Here is a 17675-nt window from a genome sequence, read left to right on the forward strand (position 1 = left end):
CGGACGGAGAGCCCGCCCCATGAGCACGAACGCCGGTCCCGGCACGAGCACGAGCAGTAGCACGAGTACGAGTACGAGCACGGGCCTGGGCGCCGTGGTGTCCCCGCACGTCCTCGACAACCCCGCCTGGGCCTCGCTGTCCGGCGCGCACGCCGCCTTCGCCGAGCGGGCGGCCCCGCCCGGGGCCGACCCCGCCTCCTCCCGCGCCGCCCGCTATCCGCCGGACGTCTCGCCGTTCGCCGCCCTCGCGGATCCGGCCGACCCGGACTCGTGGGCCGACCTGCACCGGCTGGTCGGCGACGGCGGGATCGCCGCGCTCGGCGGCGTACTGGCCCCGCCCGACGGCTGGGAGTCCGTCGGCTCGGTCCCCGGCGTCCAGCTGGTCGACACCGCGCTGCGCGCCGAACCCGCCCCCGAGGCGGTCAGGCTCGGCCCCCGTGACGTACCCGAGATCCTCGGCCTGATCGAGCTCACGAAGCCGGGCCCTTTCCTGCCCCGCACCGTCGAGCTGGGCGCGTACCTCGGCATCCGGCACCGGGGCCGGCTGATCGCGATGGCCGGAGAGCGGCTGCGGCCGCCCGGCTGGACCGAGATCAGCGCGGTGTGCACCCATCCCGACCACCAGGGGCGGGGGCTGGCGACGCAGCTGGTCCGTGCCGTCGCCGTGGGCATCCGGGAGCGCGGCGACGTCCCGTTCCTCCACACCGCCGCGAGCAACACGAAGGCGATCCGACTGTACGAGTCGATCGGCTTCGCCCTGCGCCGCCGGCCGTCCTTCACTGCGGTCCGTGCACCCGGCAACACCGCTGCCAACTTCTCTTAATATTCAGGTCATTGTATGGCACCGCTATCGGGCGTAGCGTCTCGAGGAGATATCGGTGACGGGCTTCCTCATCGCACTCTCATACGTCCTCATATTCGGCGACGCGTATCGGCCTCCTTTTCGCACGGCCGATCAGGAAGGCGCAATTCGACGTGTCCTCATCCCCGCCTGCATCCGTTTTCACATCAGCATCTTCGGAATCGCTGCACCTCGCCGTCGCGCTCGACGGCGCGGGCTGGCACCCGGCCGCCTGGCGCGAGCCGGGTGCCCGGCCCGGTGAACTCTTCACAGCCCGCTACTGGGCCGATGCCGTAGCCGAGGCCGAAGCCGGACTGCTCGACTTCGTCACCTTCGAAGACTCCCTCGCCCTCCAGTCGTCCTCCGCCGACGGGCCCGACGGGCGTACGGACCAGGTCCGCGGGCGGCTGGACGCGGTACTCACCGCCGCCCGCGTCGCACCGCTCACCCGGCACATCGGACTGGTCCCGACCGTGACCGCCACCCACACCGAGCCCTTCCACATATCGAAGGCGATCGCCACGCTGGACCACGTCAGCCGTGGACGTGCGGGCCTGCGCATCCAGGTGTCACAACCTGCCTACGAAGCCCGGCACTTCGGACGCCGGACGGTCCCGCTCCCCGATGCGGAGTCGTACGAGGAGGCCGCCGACCACATCGAGGTGATCCGGCGGCTGTGGGACAGCTGGGACGACGACGCCGAGATCCGGGACGTGGCCACCGGCCGGTTCATCGACCGCGACAAGCTGCACTACATCGACTTCGAAGGCCGTCACTTCAGCGTCAGGGGGCCCTCGATCACCCCCCGCCCGCCGCAGGGGCAACCGGTCATCACCGCGGCCACCGCGGCCGGCGCCGCAGGCACGCCCGGCGACGGCAGCGCGGCGTACGGCCTCATCGCCCGGTCCACGGATGTCGGGTACATCGCCGTGCGCGACGCCGACGGGGCCCGCGCCGCGGTCACCGAGATCCGGCGGGCCCGGGAATCCGCCGGGCTCGCGGCGCAGCCGCTGCACCTCTTCGCAGACCTCACCGTGTTCCTGGACGAGGACGCCCCGGCGGCCGACGCGCGCCGCAGCCGCCTCGACGCGCTCGCGGGCGCCTCGTACAGCAGTGACACGGCGATCTTCACCGGGACCACGGCGCAGTTGGCGGACCTGCTCCAGGACTGGCGCACGGCCGGCCTGTCGGGCTTCCGGCTGCGGCCGGGCGCACTCGCACACGACCTGCCCGCGATCACTCGCGGGCTGGTACCGGAGCTCCAGCGGCGCGGCGTCTTCCGCCGCGCGTACGAGGCGGACACCCTGCGCGGACTGCTGGGCCTGGAGCGCCCGGCCGGCCGCTACGCCGCCCACCCCGCCGCCTGATCCCGGACCGGTAAGGACCCGTCATGAGTAGCAAACCGCTCAAGCAGATCCATCTCGCGGCCCACTTCCCGGGCGTCAACAACACCACCGTGTGGAGCGACCCGGCGGCCGGCAGCCACATCGACTTCGACTCGTTCGTCCACTTCGCGCAGACCGCCGAACGCGCCAAGTTCGACTTCCTCTTCCTCGCCGAGGGGCTGCGACTGCGCGAACAGGGCGGAAAAATATACGATTTGGATGTCGTCGGTCGTCCCGACACCTTCACGGTGCTCGCCGCCCTGGCAGCCGTCACCGAGCGTCTCGGGCTGACCGGAACGATCAACTCCACCTTCAACGAGCCCTACGAGGTGGCCCGCCAGTTCGCCTCGCTGGACCACCTGTCCGAGGGCCGGGCCGCCTGGAACGTGGTCACCTCCTGGGACGCCTTCACCGGCGAGAACTTCCGGCGCGGCGGATTCCTGCCCCGCGAGGAGCGCTACAGCCGGGCAAAGGAGTTCCTGGCCACCGCGCACGAGCTGTTCGACTCCTGGGACGGCAGCGAGATCGTCGCCGACGCCGGATCCGGCACCTTCCTGCGCGAGGCCCGGGCCGGGGCCTTCGCCCACCAAGGGCAGCATTTCGACATCGAGGGCCACTTCAACGTGCCGCGCAGCCCGCAGGGCCGCCCGGTGATCTTCCAGGCGGGCGACTCCGACGAGGGCCGCGAGTTCGCCGCCTCCTCCGCCGACGCGATCTTCGGCCGGTACGGGACGCTCGACGAGGGCCGGGCCTTCTACGCCGACGTCAAGGGCCGGCTGGCCGCGTACGGGCGCAGCCACGACGAGCTGAAGATCCTGCCCGCCGCCACCTTCGTCCTCGGCGACACCGACGCCGAGGCGCACGAGCTCGCCCACGAGGTGCGCCGCCTCCAGGTCAGCGGGCAGACCGCGATCAAGTACCTGGAGCACGTCTGGAACCGGGACCTGTCCGGCTACGACCCGGACGGCCCGCTGCCCGACATCGATCCCGAGACCGGCGAGAACACCGTCGCCCTCGGGCGGGCGAGCGTCCGCCAGTTCCGCGACCCGCTCGAAACCGCCCGGCAGTGGCGCGCGTTCGCCGAGGCCAAGAACCTCTCGATCCGGGAGCTGGTCATCGCCACCACCTCCGGCCAGACCTTCGTGGGCTCCGCGGCCACCGTCGCCGAGCAGATCGACACGCTCGTGCAGGCGGACGCGGCCGACGGCTTCATCCTGGTTCCCCACATCACCCCGGGCGGCCTGGACGTCTTCGCCGACACCGTCGTCCCGCTCCTGCAGGAGCGGGGGGTCTTCCGCACCGAGTACGCCGGCACGACACTGCGCGACCACCTCGGGCTCGCCGTGCCGAAGGCGCCTTCCGGCAGGCAGGCCGCGGGCGCATGAAGTTCCTGGCCATCACCCTGATCACGGACTCCGCGGACCCGGTGACGGGCGCGCCGACACCCACCCGCGAGCGGTTCCGCGAGGTGGTCGGCGCCGCGCTGCTCGCGGAAGAGCTCGGCTTCGACGGCTTCGGGGTCGGCGAGCGCCACGAGAGGCCGTTCCTGTCGTCCTCGCCGCCCGTGGTGCTCAGCCACATCGCCGCCCTGACCCGCCGGATCCGGCTGTTCACCGCCGTGACCACCCTGAGCCTGCTGGACCCGGTGCGGGCGTACGAGGACTACGCGACGCTCGACCACCTCTCCGACGGCCGCCTGGAGCTGATGATCGGCAAGGGCAACGGCACGGCGCAGCGCGAGCTGTTCCACGTGACCCCCGAGGACCAGTGGGAGCGCAACGCCGAGGCCTACGAGCTGTTCCGGCGGATCTGGCGCGAGGACAAGGTGAGCGCCGAGCCGCGCTTCCGCCCCTCGCTGGCCGGCGCCGAGGTGCTGCCGAGGCCCTTCCAGCCGGCCTTGCGGGTCTGGCACGGCAGCGCGACCAGCAAGGAGTCCGTCGACCTCGCGGCGCGTTACGGAGACCCGCTCTTCTCGGCGAACGTCACCCACCCGATCGGCCCGTACGCCGAGCTGATCCGTCACTACCGGGAACGCTGGGAGCACTACGGGCACGATCCGGCGAACGCCGTCGTCGGCGCGGGTACGGCCGGTTACCACGCGGCCCCCACCTCGCAGCAGGCGGTGGCGGCGTACCGGCCTGCGTTCGCCCGGTACCTCGCCTTCCACAAGCAGCAGGGTGTGGATCCCGTCTTCCCGACGCTGGAGGACTTCGTCGAGCGGAGTTCGGCGCTGGTCGGCAGCCCCCAGCAGGTGATCGAGAAGGTCCACCGCTACCACGAGGCGTTCGGCCACACGGCCCTGCACCTCCAGGCGGAGCCGGGCGGGCTCACCCCCGCGGAGCACCGTGCCTCCCTCGAACTCTTCCAGTCCCGGATCGCCCCGGTGTTGCGCCGCGAGATCCCCGACCCTTCCTTCCCCTCCTTCCCCGACCCTTCCCTGCCCGACCTTTAAGGAGCCCGGCCATGTCCGGCATCCCCCTCGGGGTCCTCGACCTCGTCCCGGTCTCGTCCGGTTCCACCGCCGCCGAGGCCCTGCACCACAGCATCGACCTCGCCCGGCAGACGGAGGCGTTCGGCTACGCCCGCTACTGGTTCGCCGAGCACCACCTCAATCCGGGGGTCGCCGGGACCTCCCCGGCGGTCGTCCTCGCACTGACCGCCTCCGCGACCTCCACCATCCGGCTCGGCTCCGGCGCCGTCCAGCTCGGGCACCGCACCGCGCTGTCCACGGTCGAGGAGTTCGGCCTGATCGACGCGCTGCACCCCGGCCGCCTGGACCTGGGCCTGGGCCGCTCGGCCGTCAGGCCGCAGCCCGGGGCCGCGCAGGTGACTCCGTTCGAGGGGTACACCGCGAACGGGTTGCGCATCCCGGCCCGGTTCTCCTTCGCGCACCTGCTGGGGCATCCGCGGGTCGCGCTCCAGCAGAAGCTGCTGAACCTGCCCGGCGCCCAGCCACAGGAGTACGGCGAGCAGGTCGACGACCTGCTCGCACTGCTGCGGGGCGACTACCGCTCCCCGGAGGGAGTGGAGGCGCATGCCATCCCGGGGGAGGGGGCCGACGTACAGGTGTGGATCCTGGGCAGCAGCGGCGGAGTCAGTGCGGAGACCGCGGGCCGCAACGGGCTCAGGTTCGCGGCCAATTACCACGTCAGTCCCGCTTCCGTGCTGGAGGCGGCCGAGGGCTACCGGGCCGCCTTCAAGCCGTCCGCCGACCTGGACCGGCCGTACCTGACGGTGTCCGCCGATGTCGTCGTCGCCGCGGACGACGCGACCGCCCGCGAACTGGCCACCGGATACGCACCCTGGGTGCGCAGCATCCGTACCGCCGAGGGCGCCATCCCCTTTCCCACCCCTGCCGAGGCGCGCGCCCTGCCCTGGACGGAGGCGGACCGATCGCTGGTCGCCGACCGGGTGGAGACCCAGTTCGTCGGCTCGGCGCAGACCGTGGCGGACCATCTGGAGCGGCTCCAGGAGGCCACCGGGGCGGACGAGTTGCTGATCACCACGATCACGCACGGTCACGCGGACCGGGTCCGCTCCTACCGCCTGCTGGCCGAGGAGTGGCAGCGCCGCTCCGGCGCCGGCCGAGCTGTCACACGCTCTTAATGCCCCGTGCATGGCCATCAGACCGGTGCTCTCCGCATGATCGAATTCCGTCCCGCGAGAGCCAAGGAGCCCCCTGATGCCCACCCGCCGCCACTTCCTCGCCGGGTCCGCGGCCACCTTCGGCCTCGCCGTGCTCCCCGCCGCGCCGGAGGCCCGGGCGGCGGCCCGGGCAGCCCAGGCCGCCACGACCGCCGGTACGGCGACTCCGAACCTCGTGGTGATCCTTGCCGACGACCTCGGCTACGGCGACCTCGGCGCGTACGGCCAGAAGCTGATCACCACACCGCGGATCGACCGGCTCGCCGCCGAGGGCCTGAGGTTCACCGACGCCTACTCGACGGCGGCGGTCTGCGCGCCCTCCCGCTGCTCGCTGCTGACCGGCCTGCACACCGGGCACTCCGCCGTCCGGGCCAATCCCGACGGCGCCCCCGGCGCGCTGAAGGCCGGTGACACCACCTTCGCCGAGGTGCTGCGCGCCCGCGGCTACCGCACCGCGGTGATCGGGAAATGGGGCTTCGGGCCGGAGGAGGGCAACCAGCCCAGCCACCCCAACTCCCGCGGCTTCGAGGAGTTCTACGGATACATCGACCACGGCCACGCGCACGAGTACTACCCGCAGTACCTGTGGCACAACGGCGCGAAGGAGACGATCGCTGCCAACGCGGGCGGCGCGCAGGGCGCCTACGCTCCCCAACTCATCGAGCAGCGCGCGCTGGACTTCATCAGTGACCACGCCGCCGAGCCCTTCCTGCTCTTCCTCACGCCGACCGTGCCGCACGCACCGAGCGACATCCCCGACGTGGGCGCGTACGCCTCCCGTACCTGGACCCAGCAGAACAAGGGCCACGCCGCCCAGATCACCTACTTCGACACGCTCGTGGGGAAGGTCACCGACCGGCTGCGCGCGCTGGGCATCGCCGAGAACACCGTCGTCCTCGTCACCAGCGACAACGGCCCGCACGAGGAAGGCGGGGTCAACCCGGACCTGTTCGACGCGAACGGCCCGCTGCGCGGCTACAAGCGCAACCTCTACGAGGGCGGCATCCGCGTCCCGCTGATCGCCTGGTCCCCGGGCCGGATCGGGGCGGGGACCAGCGACCGTCCCACCCCGCTCACCGATGTACTGCCCACCCTGGCGGAACTCGGCGGCGCACCCGCACCCGCCGACATCGACGGACTGTCGGCCGCCCCGCTGCTCGCCGGTGGCCTGAACGCGGCACGCCACAACCACCTCTACTGGTACCGGGACGAACGCGGCGTCACCAGCCGCGCCAACGCCGAGGACGGCGGCCGCGCCACCTGGCTCGCCGAGGCCGTGCGCAAGGACGACTGGAAGGCCGTGCGGTTCGCGCCCGTCAGGGACCACGCACTGCCCGACGCACAGTGGCAGGTCGAGCTGTACGACCTCGCCTCCGACGCCGGTGAGCAGCGCAACGTCGCCGCCGCCAACCCGTCCGTGGTGACCGGCCTGGTCGCCCTCATGCGTTCCTCATGGGTGGACACGTACGTCCGGGGGCCCTTCGGAGTCCGCGCGCAGATCCAGGGGCCTGCCGTGCCCGGTCAGGCCTTCACGGCAACCGCGACCCTGGGCAACGGGTCGGCCAAGCCCTGGACCCGCGCACTCCTCGCGCTGAGCGCCCCGGCGGGCTGGCAGGTCCGGGCGACCACCGCCACCGGCCAGGACCTGCTGGCCGCCGGAGCCACGCTGACCACGTCCTGGCGGGTCACCCCGCCCGCGACGGCCACCTCCGCCACACAGTGGCCGCTGACCTTCGACGGCACCGCGGAGTCACCGACGGGGCCGCTGCGCTACTCCGCCACGGAACGGGTTTCCACGGTGCCGCCGGTGCCGGTTGCCGACGCCTACCTGAGCGATCTCGAATGGGTGTCGGCCGCCAACGGCTGGGGTCCGGTGGAACGCGACCGGTCCAACGGGCGACAGGCGGCCGGGGACGGCACGCCGATCTCGTTCGGCGGAGTGACCTACGCCAAGGGCCTCGGCGTCCACGCGCCCTCCGAGATCGTCTACCACCTCGGCGCAGCGGCGGACCGCTTCACCGCGCTCGTCGGCATCGACGACTTCTCGACGAAGCAGTCCGCCACCGGCGCGACGAAGGCCTCGGTACGGGGCGACGGCAAGGTGCTGTTCACCAGCGGCAAGCTGACCGGCGCGGGCGGTCCGGTGCAAGTGGACCTCGACGTACGCGGGGTGAAGCTGCTGCACCTGGTCGTCGAGGACGCCAACGCCAACTCGGCGTTCGACCACACCTCCTGGGCCCTCGCCCGGGTGACCGTGCGCTGAGCGGGAGCGCCCCCTGCGGAGATCCGACGGCCGGTACTGGTCGCGTACGGGGGGTTCAGCCGAGAGCGCGGTCGAGGTTGAACGCCGCGCTGATCAACGACAGATGGGTGAAGGCCTGCGGGAAGTTGCCGAGCTGTTCGCCGGTCAGCCCGATCTCCTCGGCGCGAAAACATAATCGCGGGCGTGGTGGCGTCCGGGGCCTACGATCGCTCGCTGGGGGTGCCCGATGCGGCTGTGGCGCAGGCGAGGGAACGGGGCGACTGCCGAGACGAAGCCCGACAGGGTAGGGGCACGCGCACGGGCATGGGCGCGAGTGCGGGCGCCGGAGCGGGAAGCCGATCCGTGGCAGGACTGGCTGAGCCGTTCGCCCGAGGCGCGCGGTCCGGAAGTGGTGGGCGGACGTGGCCGAGCAGACCGCGGGCTCGGCGAGGACGGGTACTGCGAGCGGCTGGGCAAGCTGTTCTCGCGGCTGTCGCCCCGCGACTTCGCGGCGCTGGGCCTGGGCTGCTCCCGCCGGATCGACCGCCCCTGCCGGGAGCCGCCGACCTGCTCGCAGGACCCCGTCACGCCGCCCGCGGGCGAGCGGCCGGCTCTGCGTGAGGGCCCGGTGGCCGGCGCCTGCAGTGGCTTCCGGGACTGCTCCACCCGGTACGGGGTGCGGGCCGCCTTCACCGCCGACGACCGCCACCTGGCGGTGACCGTCCACGGCAGGTGGTCCCGGGTGATGCTGTGGGTGGACGGGATCCGGGTGGAAGCGCCGAGCTTCCTCGATGACGTCGGCCACTGGGTGGACGGCCGCTTCTACGTCACGACGATGGCCGCCCTTGACGACCACCCCCTTCAGGGGCATGTCGGCATGGGGCAGACCGCGATCCTCTCGCTGGTGATCCACGACGTCGCCACCGCCGCCACCCACATCGTGGACCCCGAGCCGCACGAGGACTGGTCCTTCCCGGTCGCGGTGCTCCGCGACGGAGAGTGGCTCCTCTACCCGACCCTCCAGGCCCGCGACACCGACCACCCCGACCGCACCCTCACCCTCCCGTAGTCCGCCGGCCCCACTGGCGAGACGCACCATGCAGTCGCCCGGTCGGTGTCCGGCACACCGGGCACAGCACCGGAAACCGGCCCGCGGCGTCTCGTGCCGGCGGTCCGCGATTGCGACGAGGCCGCCTCCCAGGAATCCGAGCAGCCGCCGCCGGAGAGTCCCTCAACGTCCCACCTGTGGAGCGAGCATGACGGAAATGCCGGTGGACAACCCGTTCACGAAGCCCTTCCTCATCGGGTACGGGGGTCCCTGCACTGCTTCCAGAGCGAGCAGGCGCACGCTGTGCCGGGCCAAGGCGTGCCCCTGACGCGGAAGTGGTCGGTGAAGGTGGACGCGGAGGGGGAGACCCGCGGTTGGGGATCCGCGGACTTCCCGCTGACCGCCCTGGACGGCTGAGCCAGGCCGACACGCCCCCCGCGCCGGACGACTTCGCTGGGGGAGCCCGTGCCTTCAGGGGCGCAGGCCGGCCTGCCTGAGCGCCACCCGGGACAGGTCGCCGATGACCTGCTCTTCCGCACGACGCCCACCCGCCGCACACCAAAGGGGAACCCCATGCCCGGCATCCACCGCACCCGCAGCCACGCCCTGTTCACCATCCCGCTCGCCATCGGCCTCCTCGCCGCCGCCGCGTTACCCGCCGGCGCAGCCGCCTTCCCCGGCCCCCCCAGCCCCGGCCTCGCCACGTCCCTCACCTGCCGCGGCGCCGGCGTCGACCCCGCCGCCCGCGTCCGCCACCGGGCCGAGATCCTCATCAACGCACCGCTGCGCACGGTCTGGAAGCTGCAGACCGACATCGAGCGCTGGCCGTCCTGGCAGGCTCCCGAGGAGACCCACACCGGCCCTCAGGCCGACGCGGACGTCCCCACCGCGACCGCCATCCTCCGTCAGGGACTCGAAGCATGGCTGAGCGACCTCAAGGTCACCGCCGAGGCCCGCGCCCACCACCGGCCGGACTGACCCACGCCCCGCACCGGCAACCGCGCAGTTCAGCGTGGGCCGTGGAGCACCGGGAGGGCATGAATGTGGCGGCGTGTCGTTGACACCTGCCGAACGGCGTGCGACAAAGACCCCATGGGTTCGGTCGGTCTCCTCATCTGAAGTGCGGATCTCCGGGTGACCGGGCCACCCGTACGGGGCCCGTGCCGACGCCGGGGCCGCGTGAAAATCCACTGTCGCCGCACGCGAGACTGTCGAACAGTGGGCACACCACCGCACTCATGTGAACGGACAACTCTCCTTTGACCACGATTCCCGGATCCTGTGTCCCGGGGCGGACCTGGACGGTCCGTCTGACCGGCCACGGTGACCACACCGTCTCCGTCACCTGCACCACCGAAGCGTGCCGCATGCCGCCCCGGTCCAAGGACACGGCGGCCATGCGACGATTCGCCGCCGAGCACGCCCGCGCGCACGCCCGCCTCGTCACTGCCCGCCCCAACGCGGCGTGCGCCTGCCGGGCCGCCGAATGCGGATTCCACGAGGACACCAGATCCTCCTGTACCGGCGCCCCGCTGCTCGTCCTCATCCACAACCCTGCCGTCGGCCAGGTCTGGACCCTCGCCGAGATCTGCCAGGCCTGCGCACCCTTGATCTCCCACACCGCCGTCCTCGGCCGCGCCCAGCAGGCGCCCCCTCGTCCCTCCGCAGCATCGGCCCCTGCCTCGCCCCACCTCGCCTCGCCGGCTCCGGCACGTGTGGCAGTGGCCGGCGGCTTCTCGTCCCCCGAGGCCGCTCCCGAAGCCGTCTCCCGCCGCCGCCCGTACCGCGGTGGCCCCCGACGCACCCGCTGACGGCCGCCACACGACGCGGGAGCCGCGCCTGTGACGCCTGGTCGGCCGGCCGGCGCCGAGGCACCGCAGGCGACGGGACGCCGGTCGAGCTGCCGCGGGCGAGGCGGCATCACCGCGTGTGGCGCCACCAGTAACGCTCGACGATGAGCTCTTCGAGCGCGTGGAGCCGCTCCGCGGCCATCCCTGAAGAGGTGTCGGGGTGTTTGAGTGCGATGCAGAGGTCGGAGGCGAGGTAGGTCGCTTCCCGAACCTCGCATTGTGCGCGCAGGGTTTCCAGGGGGGTCAGCGTCGTCCGGGAGATGACGTCGAGAACGGTCTGCGTGTGCGGGCCGCTGAACCGGGCCAGGAAGAACCAGTCGTCGGCGGGTTCGCCGAAGCGGGCCCACTCGAAATCCAGCAGGGCCGTCACGCGCAGACCATGAACGAGCCAGTTGTCCCAGTGGCAGTCCGCGTGAACCGGGACGACCGCTTCCGCTTGGTGCGGTGCGTGCTCTGCGATCGCCGTCAGGCCGTCGATGAGGCGGCGGGGGATGGTCCCATGCCGGTCCAGGGCGGCGAGATCCGCCATCTCGGCGAAGAGCGCGGCCCGGCTGGTGAACCCGCCGTGCTCGAGAGGTTCCCTCAGCATCTGGTCGATGTGGCCCGCAGGTATCCAGCTGTGCAGTCGGTCGAGCCGCTGGACTGCCTCCTTGGCCAAGGAGCGCGCGGTCACACCGTCCATGCCGGACATGCCCATGCCGGGAGCCGCCCCCGGCACGCGGGTGTAGCAGGCGTAGCGCACGTCGCGCGTCCCCAGCCGGCGGAGCCCGCTGTCGAGCAGAGGGGCCGTGAGGCCGGCGGGCAGGTGGGGCGCGAGGGCGATCTCCCGATTCAGCCGTGAGTGGCCGGCGGCGTCGATGATCTTCACGACGACGTCCGAGCCGACGTAGACGTGGTGGGAGCTGCTCTCAGCGGTGGTCATGGGGCCGGGATCGCGCCCCAATGCCGCTGAGGCGATCTCGCGAGCGGCATCGTGGGCCTGTCGCAAGTCGGTCATGAGTTCTCCAGCCGTAGGCGGCGATCGCGCCGATGGGGTCAACCGAGGCTCGCGGTTGACCCCGTCAATGATCATCGACGTGTGACGACTGCGCATCGATACGGCGGGGCTCAGGGGGCCGGGTGGCGTGGGGCGCTGGCCACCCCGGACTCCCGCCCGCTGAGCTCGGCGTCCAGGGTTTCCTGGGCGATACGCATCGACTCCGCGTACTTCGGCTGGGACATCCGCTGCCAGGCCCGGTCCGGTGCGATGTCCTCGACCCGGCTCGTCACCCACCAGATGTTGCCGAACGGGTCGCGCACCCTGCCGCCCCGGTCGCCCCACGCGCTGTCAATGGCCTCGGTGACGACCGTTGCCCCGTTCGCCACGGCGGCGGCCATCGCCGCGTCCGCGTCGGGGACGTAGATGCGCAGCAGCGCGGGCATCACGGGCCAGTCGGGCCGGCGGTCGAAGGCCAGGACGACCGTGTCGCCGATGCGGATCTCGCCGTGTCCGATGGTGCCGTCCTCGAGGGGTACCCGAGCGAGCTCTTCGCCGTCGAACGCCGCGGTGATGAAGTCGAGCAGCGCACCGGTGTCGTCGGTGACGACCCACGGTGCGACGCTGGTGTAGCCCTCGGGCGCGGTGTGCTTCATCGGTACGTCCTGTCTGCCGGGTCCTGCTGACGTGACGACAGTAGGGTCTGAGTAGGTCAGGTTTCGTCCTGGTTCGGGGGTGGTGTCAGCCCACGTCGGGCTTGCCCTGCCGTACGGCGTCGTGGGCGGCCAGTGCGGCGCGCAGCGTCAGCGCATCGGCGCCGCGGGCAGCGTCCAGTCCGGTGAACTCGGTCGCCTTGCGCAGGCGGTAGTCGACCGTGTTCGGGTGGACCTGGAGCCGGGCGGCGGCCCGGCGCCGGTCAAGGCTGCACGCGAGGAAGACGCGTAACGTGACGAGCAGCTCCGGTCGCGCATCGAGCGGGTCGAGCAGCGCGGCGAGCCCGTCCCTGGCCGGGCTCGGGCGGCTCAGCTGGTACTCGAGCAGCACATCGTCGAGCAGGTACAGCCCGGGCGCCCGGCCGGACGCCTCTGCCACCTCCCGTACCTCGCCGGCCAGCCGGGCGGCCTCGGCAACGCCTTCCGGTGCTGCGGCCGCCGCCGCAGCCAGCACCTCGGCGCCGCACATCCGTCCGAGCTGTTCGACCAGCCGGGCGAGCCGGTCCCGGTCCGTACGGCCGAAGTCGGCGGCCGGTGTCTCGTACGGGATCAGCACCAGCCCGCCGTCGCCGGACAGCACGGACAGCGGGACCCCCCTCGTCTGGCGCTGCAGTTCATTGCGCAGCCGCCGGAGTTTGCGGCGCGCTGCGACCGAATGGTTCATGCCGGGCACCAGCTCGTCCGGGTGCGGTCCCACGGTGATGCTCAACACCAGGTAGCAGGGCGGCAGACGGATGCCCGCGCGGTCGGCCGCGGCCTGCGGGCTGCCGCCCTCCAGCAGCCGGGACAGCAGCGACTGCAGGGCGACCTGCTGGTCACTGAGCGCCGTCTGCCGCTCCTGTACGTACCCCGCTGCGACCTCGCAGCTCACCAGTCGCAGATACGCGAGCAGTTGGCGCTGGACCAGCAGCACGTCGCCCAGGTCACCCGGTTCGGCCGCCGAGAAGACCTGGGCGGCGCACTCCTCCGCACCCAGGTGATAGGCACCGACCACCGCCTCCAGCGGCACGCCTTCGTCGGCGCGCCGGGCCGAGGACTCGCGGATCGCCGCCGCTTCGGCCTGCCCCGGCAGTTCGCCGGTGCGCAGGACCGCGGCGAAGCTCCGGATGCCGCGGGTCACCTGCTTGGCGATGTCGCCGCCGAGGTGTTCCGCCGACAGCGTTCCGTAGACCGGCAGCCGCTCGACGAGCCGGACCATCACCGCACGTTCCAGCGCCCCGGCGGCGTCCTGAAGCCGCTTGTGGACCGGCACTCCGCCGAACTGCGGCCCCGATTCCCGTCCCACCGCGTTGGATCCGGTCACAATCCACCTCGCACATCTCTGTTCACCACCCCGGAGACGCGGCCGCGTACCGGCCCCATGATGTTTCCGGGACATCACCTACTGGTTGGTAACACGACTGGGCGGTGGATGGCCAGATGTGGCGGACCCCGGCCGCATCGATCACCGCAACCCCCTGCCGGGGGCCGCCCGCCCCGGCCTGACGCGCCGATGCACGCGACCTCGTGCCGGAGCGTCAGCCCCCACCCAGGAATCGAGGAAGGCATGTCCAAGGCAGCCGTTCGCCTCATCGCCCTCGCTGTCGCCACCGCGGCGGCCATGACCGCCGCGCCGGCGGCCACCGCCGCCCCGTCCGCGCCCGCAGCAGCGACGACCACGTCGAGCGACCCGTTCTACGCCTATGGCGGCAGCGAGCCCCTCTCCGCGTTCGCGCCGGGCACCGTGCTGAACACCCGCGAGCTGCAGTACCACGTCCTCGGCATCTCCACCCCCCTGAAGGCAGTCCAACTGCTCTACCGCACCACCGACGCCCAGGGCCGCCCGGCCGCGAACGTGACCACGGTGGTGCGCAGCCCGACGGGTGACCGGAGCAAGGCGGTGTCCTACCAGTCGTTCTACGATTCACTCAGCCCGGAGGACGGGCCGTCCCGTGCGATCGCCGGCAACGTCTCGTTGGGCGGCATCATCCCGAACGTCGAGGCCGTCTTCCTGGCGCCGCTGCTGACGCAGGGCTACGACGTCGTCATCCCGGACACCGAAGGGCAGCAGGCGCACTTCGCTGCGGGACCGGAGTACGGGACGAACACGCTGGACTCGATCCGCGCCGCGACCAAGTCGGCCCAGACCGGACTGAATTCCGACACCGCATTCGGCCTCATGGGCTACTCCGGCGGTTCCGTCGCAACCAACTGGGCCGCTGCGCTCGCGCCGAGCTACGCGCCGGACGTCCAGCGCAAGCTCGTCGGCTACGCCGAGGGCGGCCTGCTCGTGGACCCGGCACACAACCTGAAGTACGTGGACGGCTCATTGGTGTGGTCGGGCGTCATCCCCATGGCGGTCATCGGGGTCTCCCGCTCCTACGGCATCGATCTCAAGTCCTATCTCAACGGCTACGGCCTGGAGGTGTACAAGGAGCTGGAGTACGGCTCCATCATCGACGCCCTCGGTCACTACCCGGGGCTGACCTGGAAGAAGATGGCGAAGTCGCAGTACGCCGACCCCAACTCGATCCCCGCGTTCGTGGGGGCGATGAACAAGCTCAACCTCGGCTCGGCCGCCACCCCCGCCATCCCCGGATTCATCGCCCAGGGCAACGCGGGCGTCCTGGAAGGGACCTTCGGCAACCACCCGGGAATCGGCACGGGCGACGGCGTCATGGTCTCCGGGGACGTGCGGGCGCTCGCCCGCCAGTATTGCGCCACCGGCAACTCCGCCGTCAAGTACAGCCAGTACGAGCTGTTCAGCCACACGGGCGCGTCCGTGGCCTGGGCGCCTGCCGCGCTGGGCTGGCTGGGTGACCGCTTCGCGGGCAGGCCGGCCCCGTCCGACTGCGGCCGCATCCCCACGGGAAATTCACTGGCACCGGAGGAGCCGGTGTCGCTGTCCTGACGCCGCGCGAGGTCCTGCCGCGCCGAATCCGCGCGGCAGGACCTCGCCCGGGCGCGTGGCGGTGGCGGTGGCGGTCGGATCGTGCAGGCGATGAGCGGTCGGTGCGAGAGGCCTGCTGCACGCACCGGGCCGTCAGGTCATGAGCAGCAGCCGTGTGTTCGACACCAGCTTCCGGTTGACGCTGGTGCTCTGAACGAAGATCGTGAAGTCGTCGTTGTGGTCCGGCTTGACGCGCACTTCCGTGTCGGGCAGGCCGAGCAGCGCTCGGGCCTCCGGTCCCGTGTAGACGCGATCCGTCTTCTTCTCCAGCACCGCGATCTGCTTTCGCGCCTGGATCTTTTCTGACTTGCTCAGCTGGTAGTAGGCGCAGCCGGTGCGGTAAGTGTGCCCGCACTCGATGACCCAGTCCCGGATCGCCGCTTCGCGGGCCACGGGAATCAGCTGGTACTGCGACAGATCCACCGGGGTGAGACCGGCTTCCTTGATGCGGTCATTGTTGACTGCTTCTGCACCCGTGGAGAACACCGCCCGCGATCCCCGGATGCCCTTGGCGCGGCCCACCATGAATTTCTCGGTGGCCTCCCGGATGACCTGCCCGGCCTCTTCCAGACCCTGCGTGCTCGTGGCGTCCCAGATGGCGATGTTGTCCTTCGGGAAGCCGCACTGCATGGCCTCGCGCTTGCCCATCTGGTCCGGTACAAGGACGGCCAGGGTCCAGTTGTCCTCCTGTGTCTCGATCATCGTGGCCATTGCCCGCACCAGTGTACGCGGGTCCCGGGCAGGGGCGTCGGGGCAGCGATGACTCGCGTTCTCCTGTCCGTCGGTCAGTACGAACGTCAGGAAGCTGTGGTCGCCGTACAGTTGGGCCGTCTGCGCCAGCTCCCGCTGTGACTTCAGCGTGGCAGCCAGCAGAGCCGTCATTCCACCGACGCGGTACAGCTGCTTCAGGGACGGCATGCGCAGAACGTCCTTGTCGTAGATGACGCACTCCACCTTGTCCGAGAAGACGTACACGGTGACGCGGGTTTCCTGGTCCAGTTCCTGCGATCGGCGGGCCAGGTAGGCAATCTGCTGGTCTGCGACTTCGACGACCTTGCGACTCAGCTGTGACATGGACGAACTGGCATCCAGCACGAGAGCAACGTGGTTGATGTAGTTCTGGTTTCCGGACATGACGGCTCCCCCTGTTTCCGACTTGATGCTTCGATCCTCCCACCCACCACTGACAATCGATCTTGGGTTCCGGGCGCCACCGACGATCGACGATCGACGAGCCCGACGCGAACCTCGACGAGCACGGCTCGGAGGGTCCAAGGACCCGTGGCCGGATCGGCGCTCTGACGCGGACGGGCCGGGCTGTGTTGAGCTGTCTCCCGCACCTGACGGACCAGCACCCACACCAGGTGCGTTCTCGTTGTGCCGCCGCACGGTCCTTCTGCACCCGGGAACCTGGAGGGAACATGCCCCGCAGATCCCGATCGGCCGCGGTCGCCGCGGTCACCGCCGTGGCCTTCGCCACCACCCTGACCGGAACCGCCGGTGCCGACGCCCTCAGTGCCGATGCCGCCCCGGCCCAAGCCGCCCCTCGGCCCGTCCACTGGACCGCACAGCCGCAGGGCGTGACGGCCGCCGCACCTCAGCGATTGCTGAACCAGCCCGTGCGGATCACCAACGACTTCGCCAAACGCCCCACGACCCAGCGCCTGGACGTGGACGCGAACGGCGGCGGCAACGGCACAGTCGTCCAGATCTGGCAGTGCAACGGCACTAAGGTACAGATCTGGGACTGCAACAACAGCCCGCAGCAGAGCTGGTCCCACCCGTCGGGCGACCGCGCGCCCTACAACGCCCGCTTCTACGGGGGCGGGAACATCGTCATGGACCGCGATGCGAACGTCCTCGGCAACGGCGCCCGCATCCAACTGTGGCAGAAGAACTTCCAGTCGCAGCAGTGGTGGGACGTCTGGACGGACTGACGGATGGACGGGCCACAGGTCCGGCCGGCGGCAACGGAGAGCTGATGCTCGTCACCGGCCGGACCGGCCTGGTGCAAGGCCTCATCCCGCGCAGCTCCGACGCCTGACG

Annotated in this window: 15 protein-coding genes; 11 read left to right on the forward strand and 4 right to left on the reverse strand. The window is 71.3% G+C overall.

Features of this window, described 5'->3' with window-relative positions:
• The first annotated feature begins 19 nt into the window (after positions 1 to 19).
• The 9 genes from OHT74_RS39050 to OHT74_RS39090 all read left to right on the forward strand — a co-directional run bounded on the left by OHT74_RS39050 (position 20) and on the right by OHT74_RS39090 (position 10972).
• Positions 20 to 823, forward strand: coding sequence for a GNAT family N-acetyltransferase (locus OHT74_RS39050; protein WP_328622985.1), 804 nt, complete (start codon positions 20 to 22; stop codon positions 821 to 823).
• A 152-nt stretch (positions 824 to 975) separates the two neighbouring features.
• Positions 976 to 2208, forward strand: coding sequence for an LLM class flavin-dependent oxidoreductase (locus OHT74_RS39055; protein WP_328622986.1), 1233 nt, complete (start codon positions 976 to 978; stop codon positions 2206 to 2208).
• 23 nt (positions 2209 to 2231) lie between these two features.
• Positions 2232 to 3611, forward strand: a complete 1380-nt coding sequence (locus OHT74_RS39060) for an NtaA/DmoA family FMN-dependent monooxygenase (protein WP_328622987.1) — start codon at positions 2232 to 2234, stop codon at positions 3609 to 3611.
• Positions 3608 to 4678: an LLM class flavin-dependent oxidoreductase gene (locus OHT74_RS39065; RefSeq protein ID WP_266671694.1), complete on the forward strand. Its 1071-nt coding sequence runs from the start codon at positions 3608 to 3610 to the stop codon at positions 4676 to 4678. The genes OHT74_RS39060 and OHT74_RS39065 overlap by 4 nt, the downstream gene beginning before the upstream one ends.
• Before the next feature lie 11 nt (positions 4679 to 4689).
• Positions 4690 to 5832 (forward strand): LLM class flavin-dependent oxidoreductase, encoded by a 1143-nt coding sequence (locus OHT74_RS39070; RefSeq protein ID WP_328622988.1) that lies wholly within the window; start codon positions 4690 to 4692, stop codon positions 5830 to 5832.
• Between the two features lie 76 nt (positions 5833 to 5908).
• Positions 5909 to 8134: a sulfatase-like hydrolase/transferase gene (locus OHT74_RS39075; RefSeq protein WP_328622989.1), complete on the forward strand. Its 2226-nt coding sequence runs from the start codon at positions 5909 to 5911 to the stop codon at positions 8132 to 8134.
• Between the two features lie 388 nt (positions 8135 to 8522).
• Positions 8523 to 9182, forward strand: a complete 660-nt coding sequence (locus OHT74_RS39080; RefSeq protein ID WP_328623509.1) for a hypothetical protein — start codon at positions 8523 to 8525, stop codon at positions 9180 to 9182.
• Positions 9183 to 9734: 552 nt separating this feature from the next.
• The gene (locus tag OHT74_RS39085; protein WP_328622990.1) at positions 9735 to 10139 is read left to right on the forward strand and encodes a hypothetical protein; all 405 of its coding nucleotides are present in this window, start codon (positions 9735 to 9737) and stop codon (positions 10137 to 10139) included.
• A 281-nt stretch (positions 10140 to 10420) separates the two neighbouring features.
• A complete protein-coding gene (locus OHT74_RS39090; protein ID WP_328622991.1) occupies positions 10421 to 10972 on the forward strand; it encodes a hypothetical protein in 552 nt (183 codons plus the stop codon).
• A gap of 109 nt (positions 10973 to 11081) precedes the next feature.
• Here the strand turns inward: OHT74_RS39090 and OHT74_RS39095 are convergent, their stop codons facing one another.
• From OHT74_RS39095 to OHT74_RS39105, 3 genes are all read right to left on the reverse strand, one after another.
• Complete coding sequence (locus OHT74_RS39095) at positions 11082 to 12008, reverse strand: phosphotransferase family protein (protein WP_328622992.1); 927 nt, start codon at positions 12006 to 12008, stop codon at positions 11082 to 11084.
• A gap of 110 nt (positions 12009 to 12118) precedes the next feature.
• Entirely contained in the window at positions 12119 to 12643 is a 525-nt protein-coding gene (locus OHT74_RS39100; RefSeq protein ID WP_328622993.1) for a VOC family protein, read from the reverse strand.
• A gap of 85 nt (positions 12644 to 12728) precedes the next feature.
• Complete coding sequence (locus OHT74_RS39105; RefSeq protein WP_328622994.1) at positions 12729 to 14003, reverse strand: PucR family transcriptional regulator; 1275 nt, start codon at positions 14001 to 14003, stop codon at positions 12729 to 12731.
• Positions 14004 to 14246: 243 nt separating this feature from the next.
• On the opposite strand from OHT74_RS39105, the gene OHT74_RS39110 reads away from it, so the two are divergent.
• Positions 14247 to 15590: a lipase family protein gene (locus tag OHT74_RS39110; protein WP_328622995.1), complete on the forward strand. Its 1344-nt coding sequence runs from the start codon at positions 14247 to 14249 to the stop codon at positions 15588 to 15590.
• Positions 15591 to 15722: 132 nt separating this feature from the next.
• On the opposite strand, the gene OHT74_RS39115 is transcribed toward OHT74_RS39110, so the two are convergent.
• Positions 15723 to 16763, reverse strand: coding sequence for a vWA domain-containing protein (locus tag OHT74_RS39115; protein WP_328622996.1), 1041 nt, complete (start codon positions 16761 to 16763; stop codon positions 15723 to 15725).
• A 287-nt stretch (positions 16764 to 17050) separates the two neighbouring features.
• Between OHT74_RS39115 and OHT74_RS39120 the strand changes: the two genes are divergently transcribed.
• Positions 17051 to 17566, forward strand: coding sequence for an RICIN domain-containing protein (locus OHT74_RS39120; protein WP_328622997.1), 516 nt, complete (start codon positions 17051 to 17053; stop codon positions 17564 to 17566).
• The last annotated feature ends 109 nt before the right edge of the window (positions 17567 to 17675 follow it).

The organism is Streptomyces sp. NBC_00354 (genome assembly GCF_036106915.1).
GTDB lineage: Bacteria > Actinomycetota > Actinomycetes > Streptomycetales > Streptomycetaceae > Streptomyces.

What these genes read in the sequence shown, in the direction of transcription:
- OHT74_RS39110 (WP_328622995.1), top strand. Translation starts at nt 14,247, where the DNA reads ATGTCCAAGGCAGCCGTTCGCCTCATCGCCCTCGCTGTCGCCACCGCG.
- OHT74_RS39120 (WP_328622997.1), top strand. Translation starts at nt 17,051, where the DNA reads ATGCCCCGCAGATCCCGATCGGCCGCGGTCGCCGCGGTCACCGCCGTG.
- OHT74_RS39050 (WP_328622985.1), top strand. Translation starts at nt 20, where the DNA reads ATGAGCACGAACGCCGGTCCCGGCACGAGCACGAGCAGTAGCACGAGT.
- OHT74_RS39085 (WP_328622990.1), top strand. Translation starts at nt 9,735, where the DNA reads ATGCCCGGCATCCACCGCACCCGCAGCCACGCCCTGTTCACCATCCCG.
- OHT74_RS39075 (WP_328622989.1), top strand. Translation starts at nt 5,909, where the DNA reads ATGCCCACCCGCCGCCACTTCCTCGCCGGGTCCGCGGCCACCTTCGGC.
- OHT74_RS39060 (WP_328622987.1), top strand. Translation starts at nt 2,232, where the DNA reads ATGAGTAGCAAACCGCTCAAGCAGATCCATCTCGCGGCCCACTTCCCG.
- OHT74_RS39115 (WP_328622996.1), bottom strand. Translation starts at nt 16,763, where the DNA reads ATGTCCGGAAACCAGAACTACATCAACCACGTTGCTCTCGTGCTGGAT.
- OHT74_RS39095 (WP_328622992.1), bottom strand. Translation starts at nt 12,008, where the DNA reads ATGACCGACTTGCGACAGGCCCACGATGCCGCTCGCGAGATCGCCTCA.
- OHT74_RS39100 (WP_328622993.1), bottom strand. Translation starts at nt 12,643, where the DNA reads ATGAAGCACACCGCGCCCGAGGGCTACACCAGCGTCGCACCGTGGGTC.
- OHT74_RS39065 (WP_266671694.1), top strand. Translation starts at nt 3,608, where the DNA reads ATGAAGTTCCTGGCCATCACCCTGATCACGGACTCCGCGGACCCGGTG.
- OHT74_RS39070 (WP_328622988.1), top strand. Translation starts at nt 4,690, where the DNA reads ATGTCCGGCATCCCCCTCGGGGTCCTCGACCTCGTCCCGGTCTCGTCC.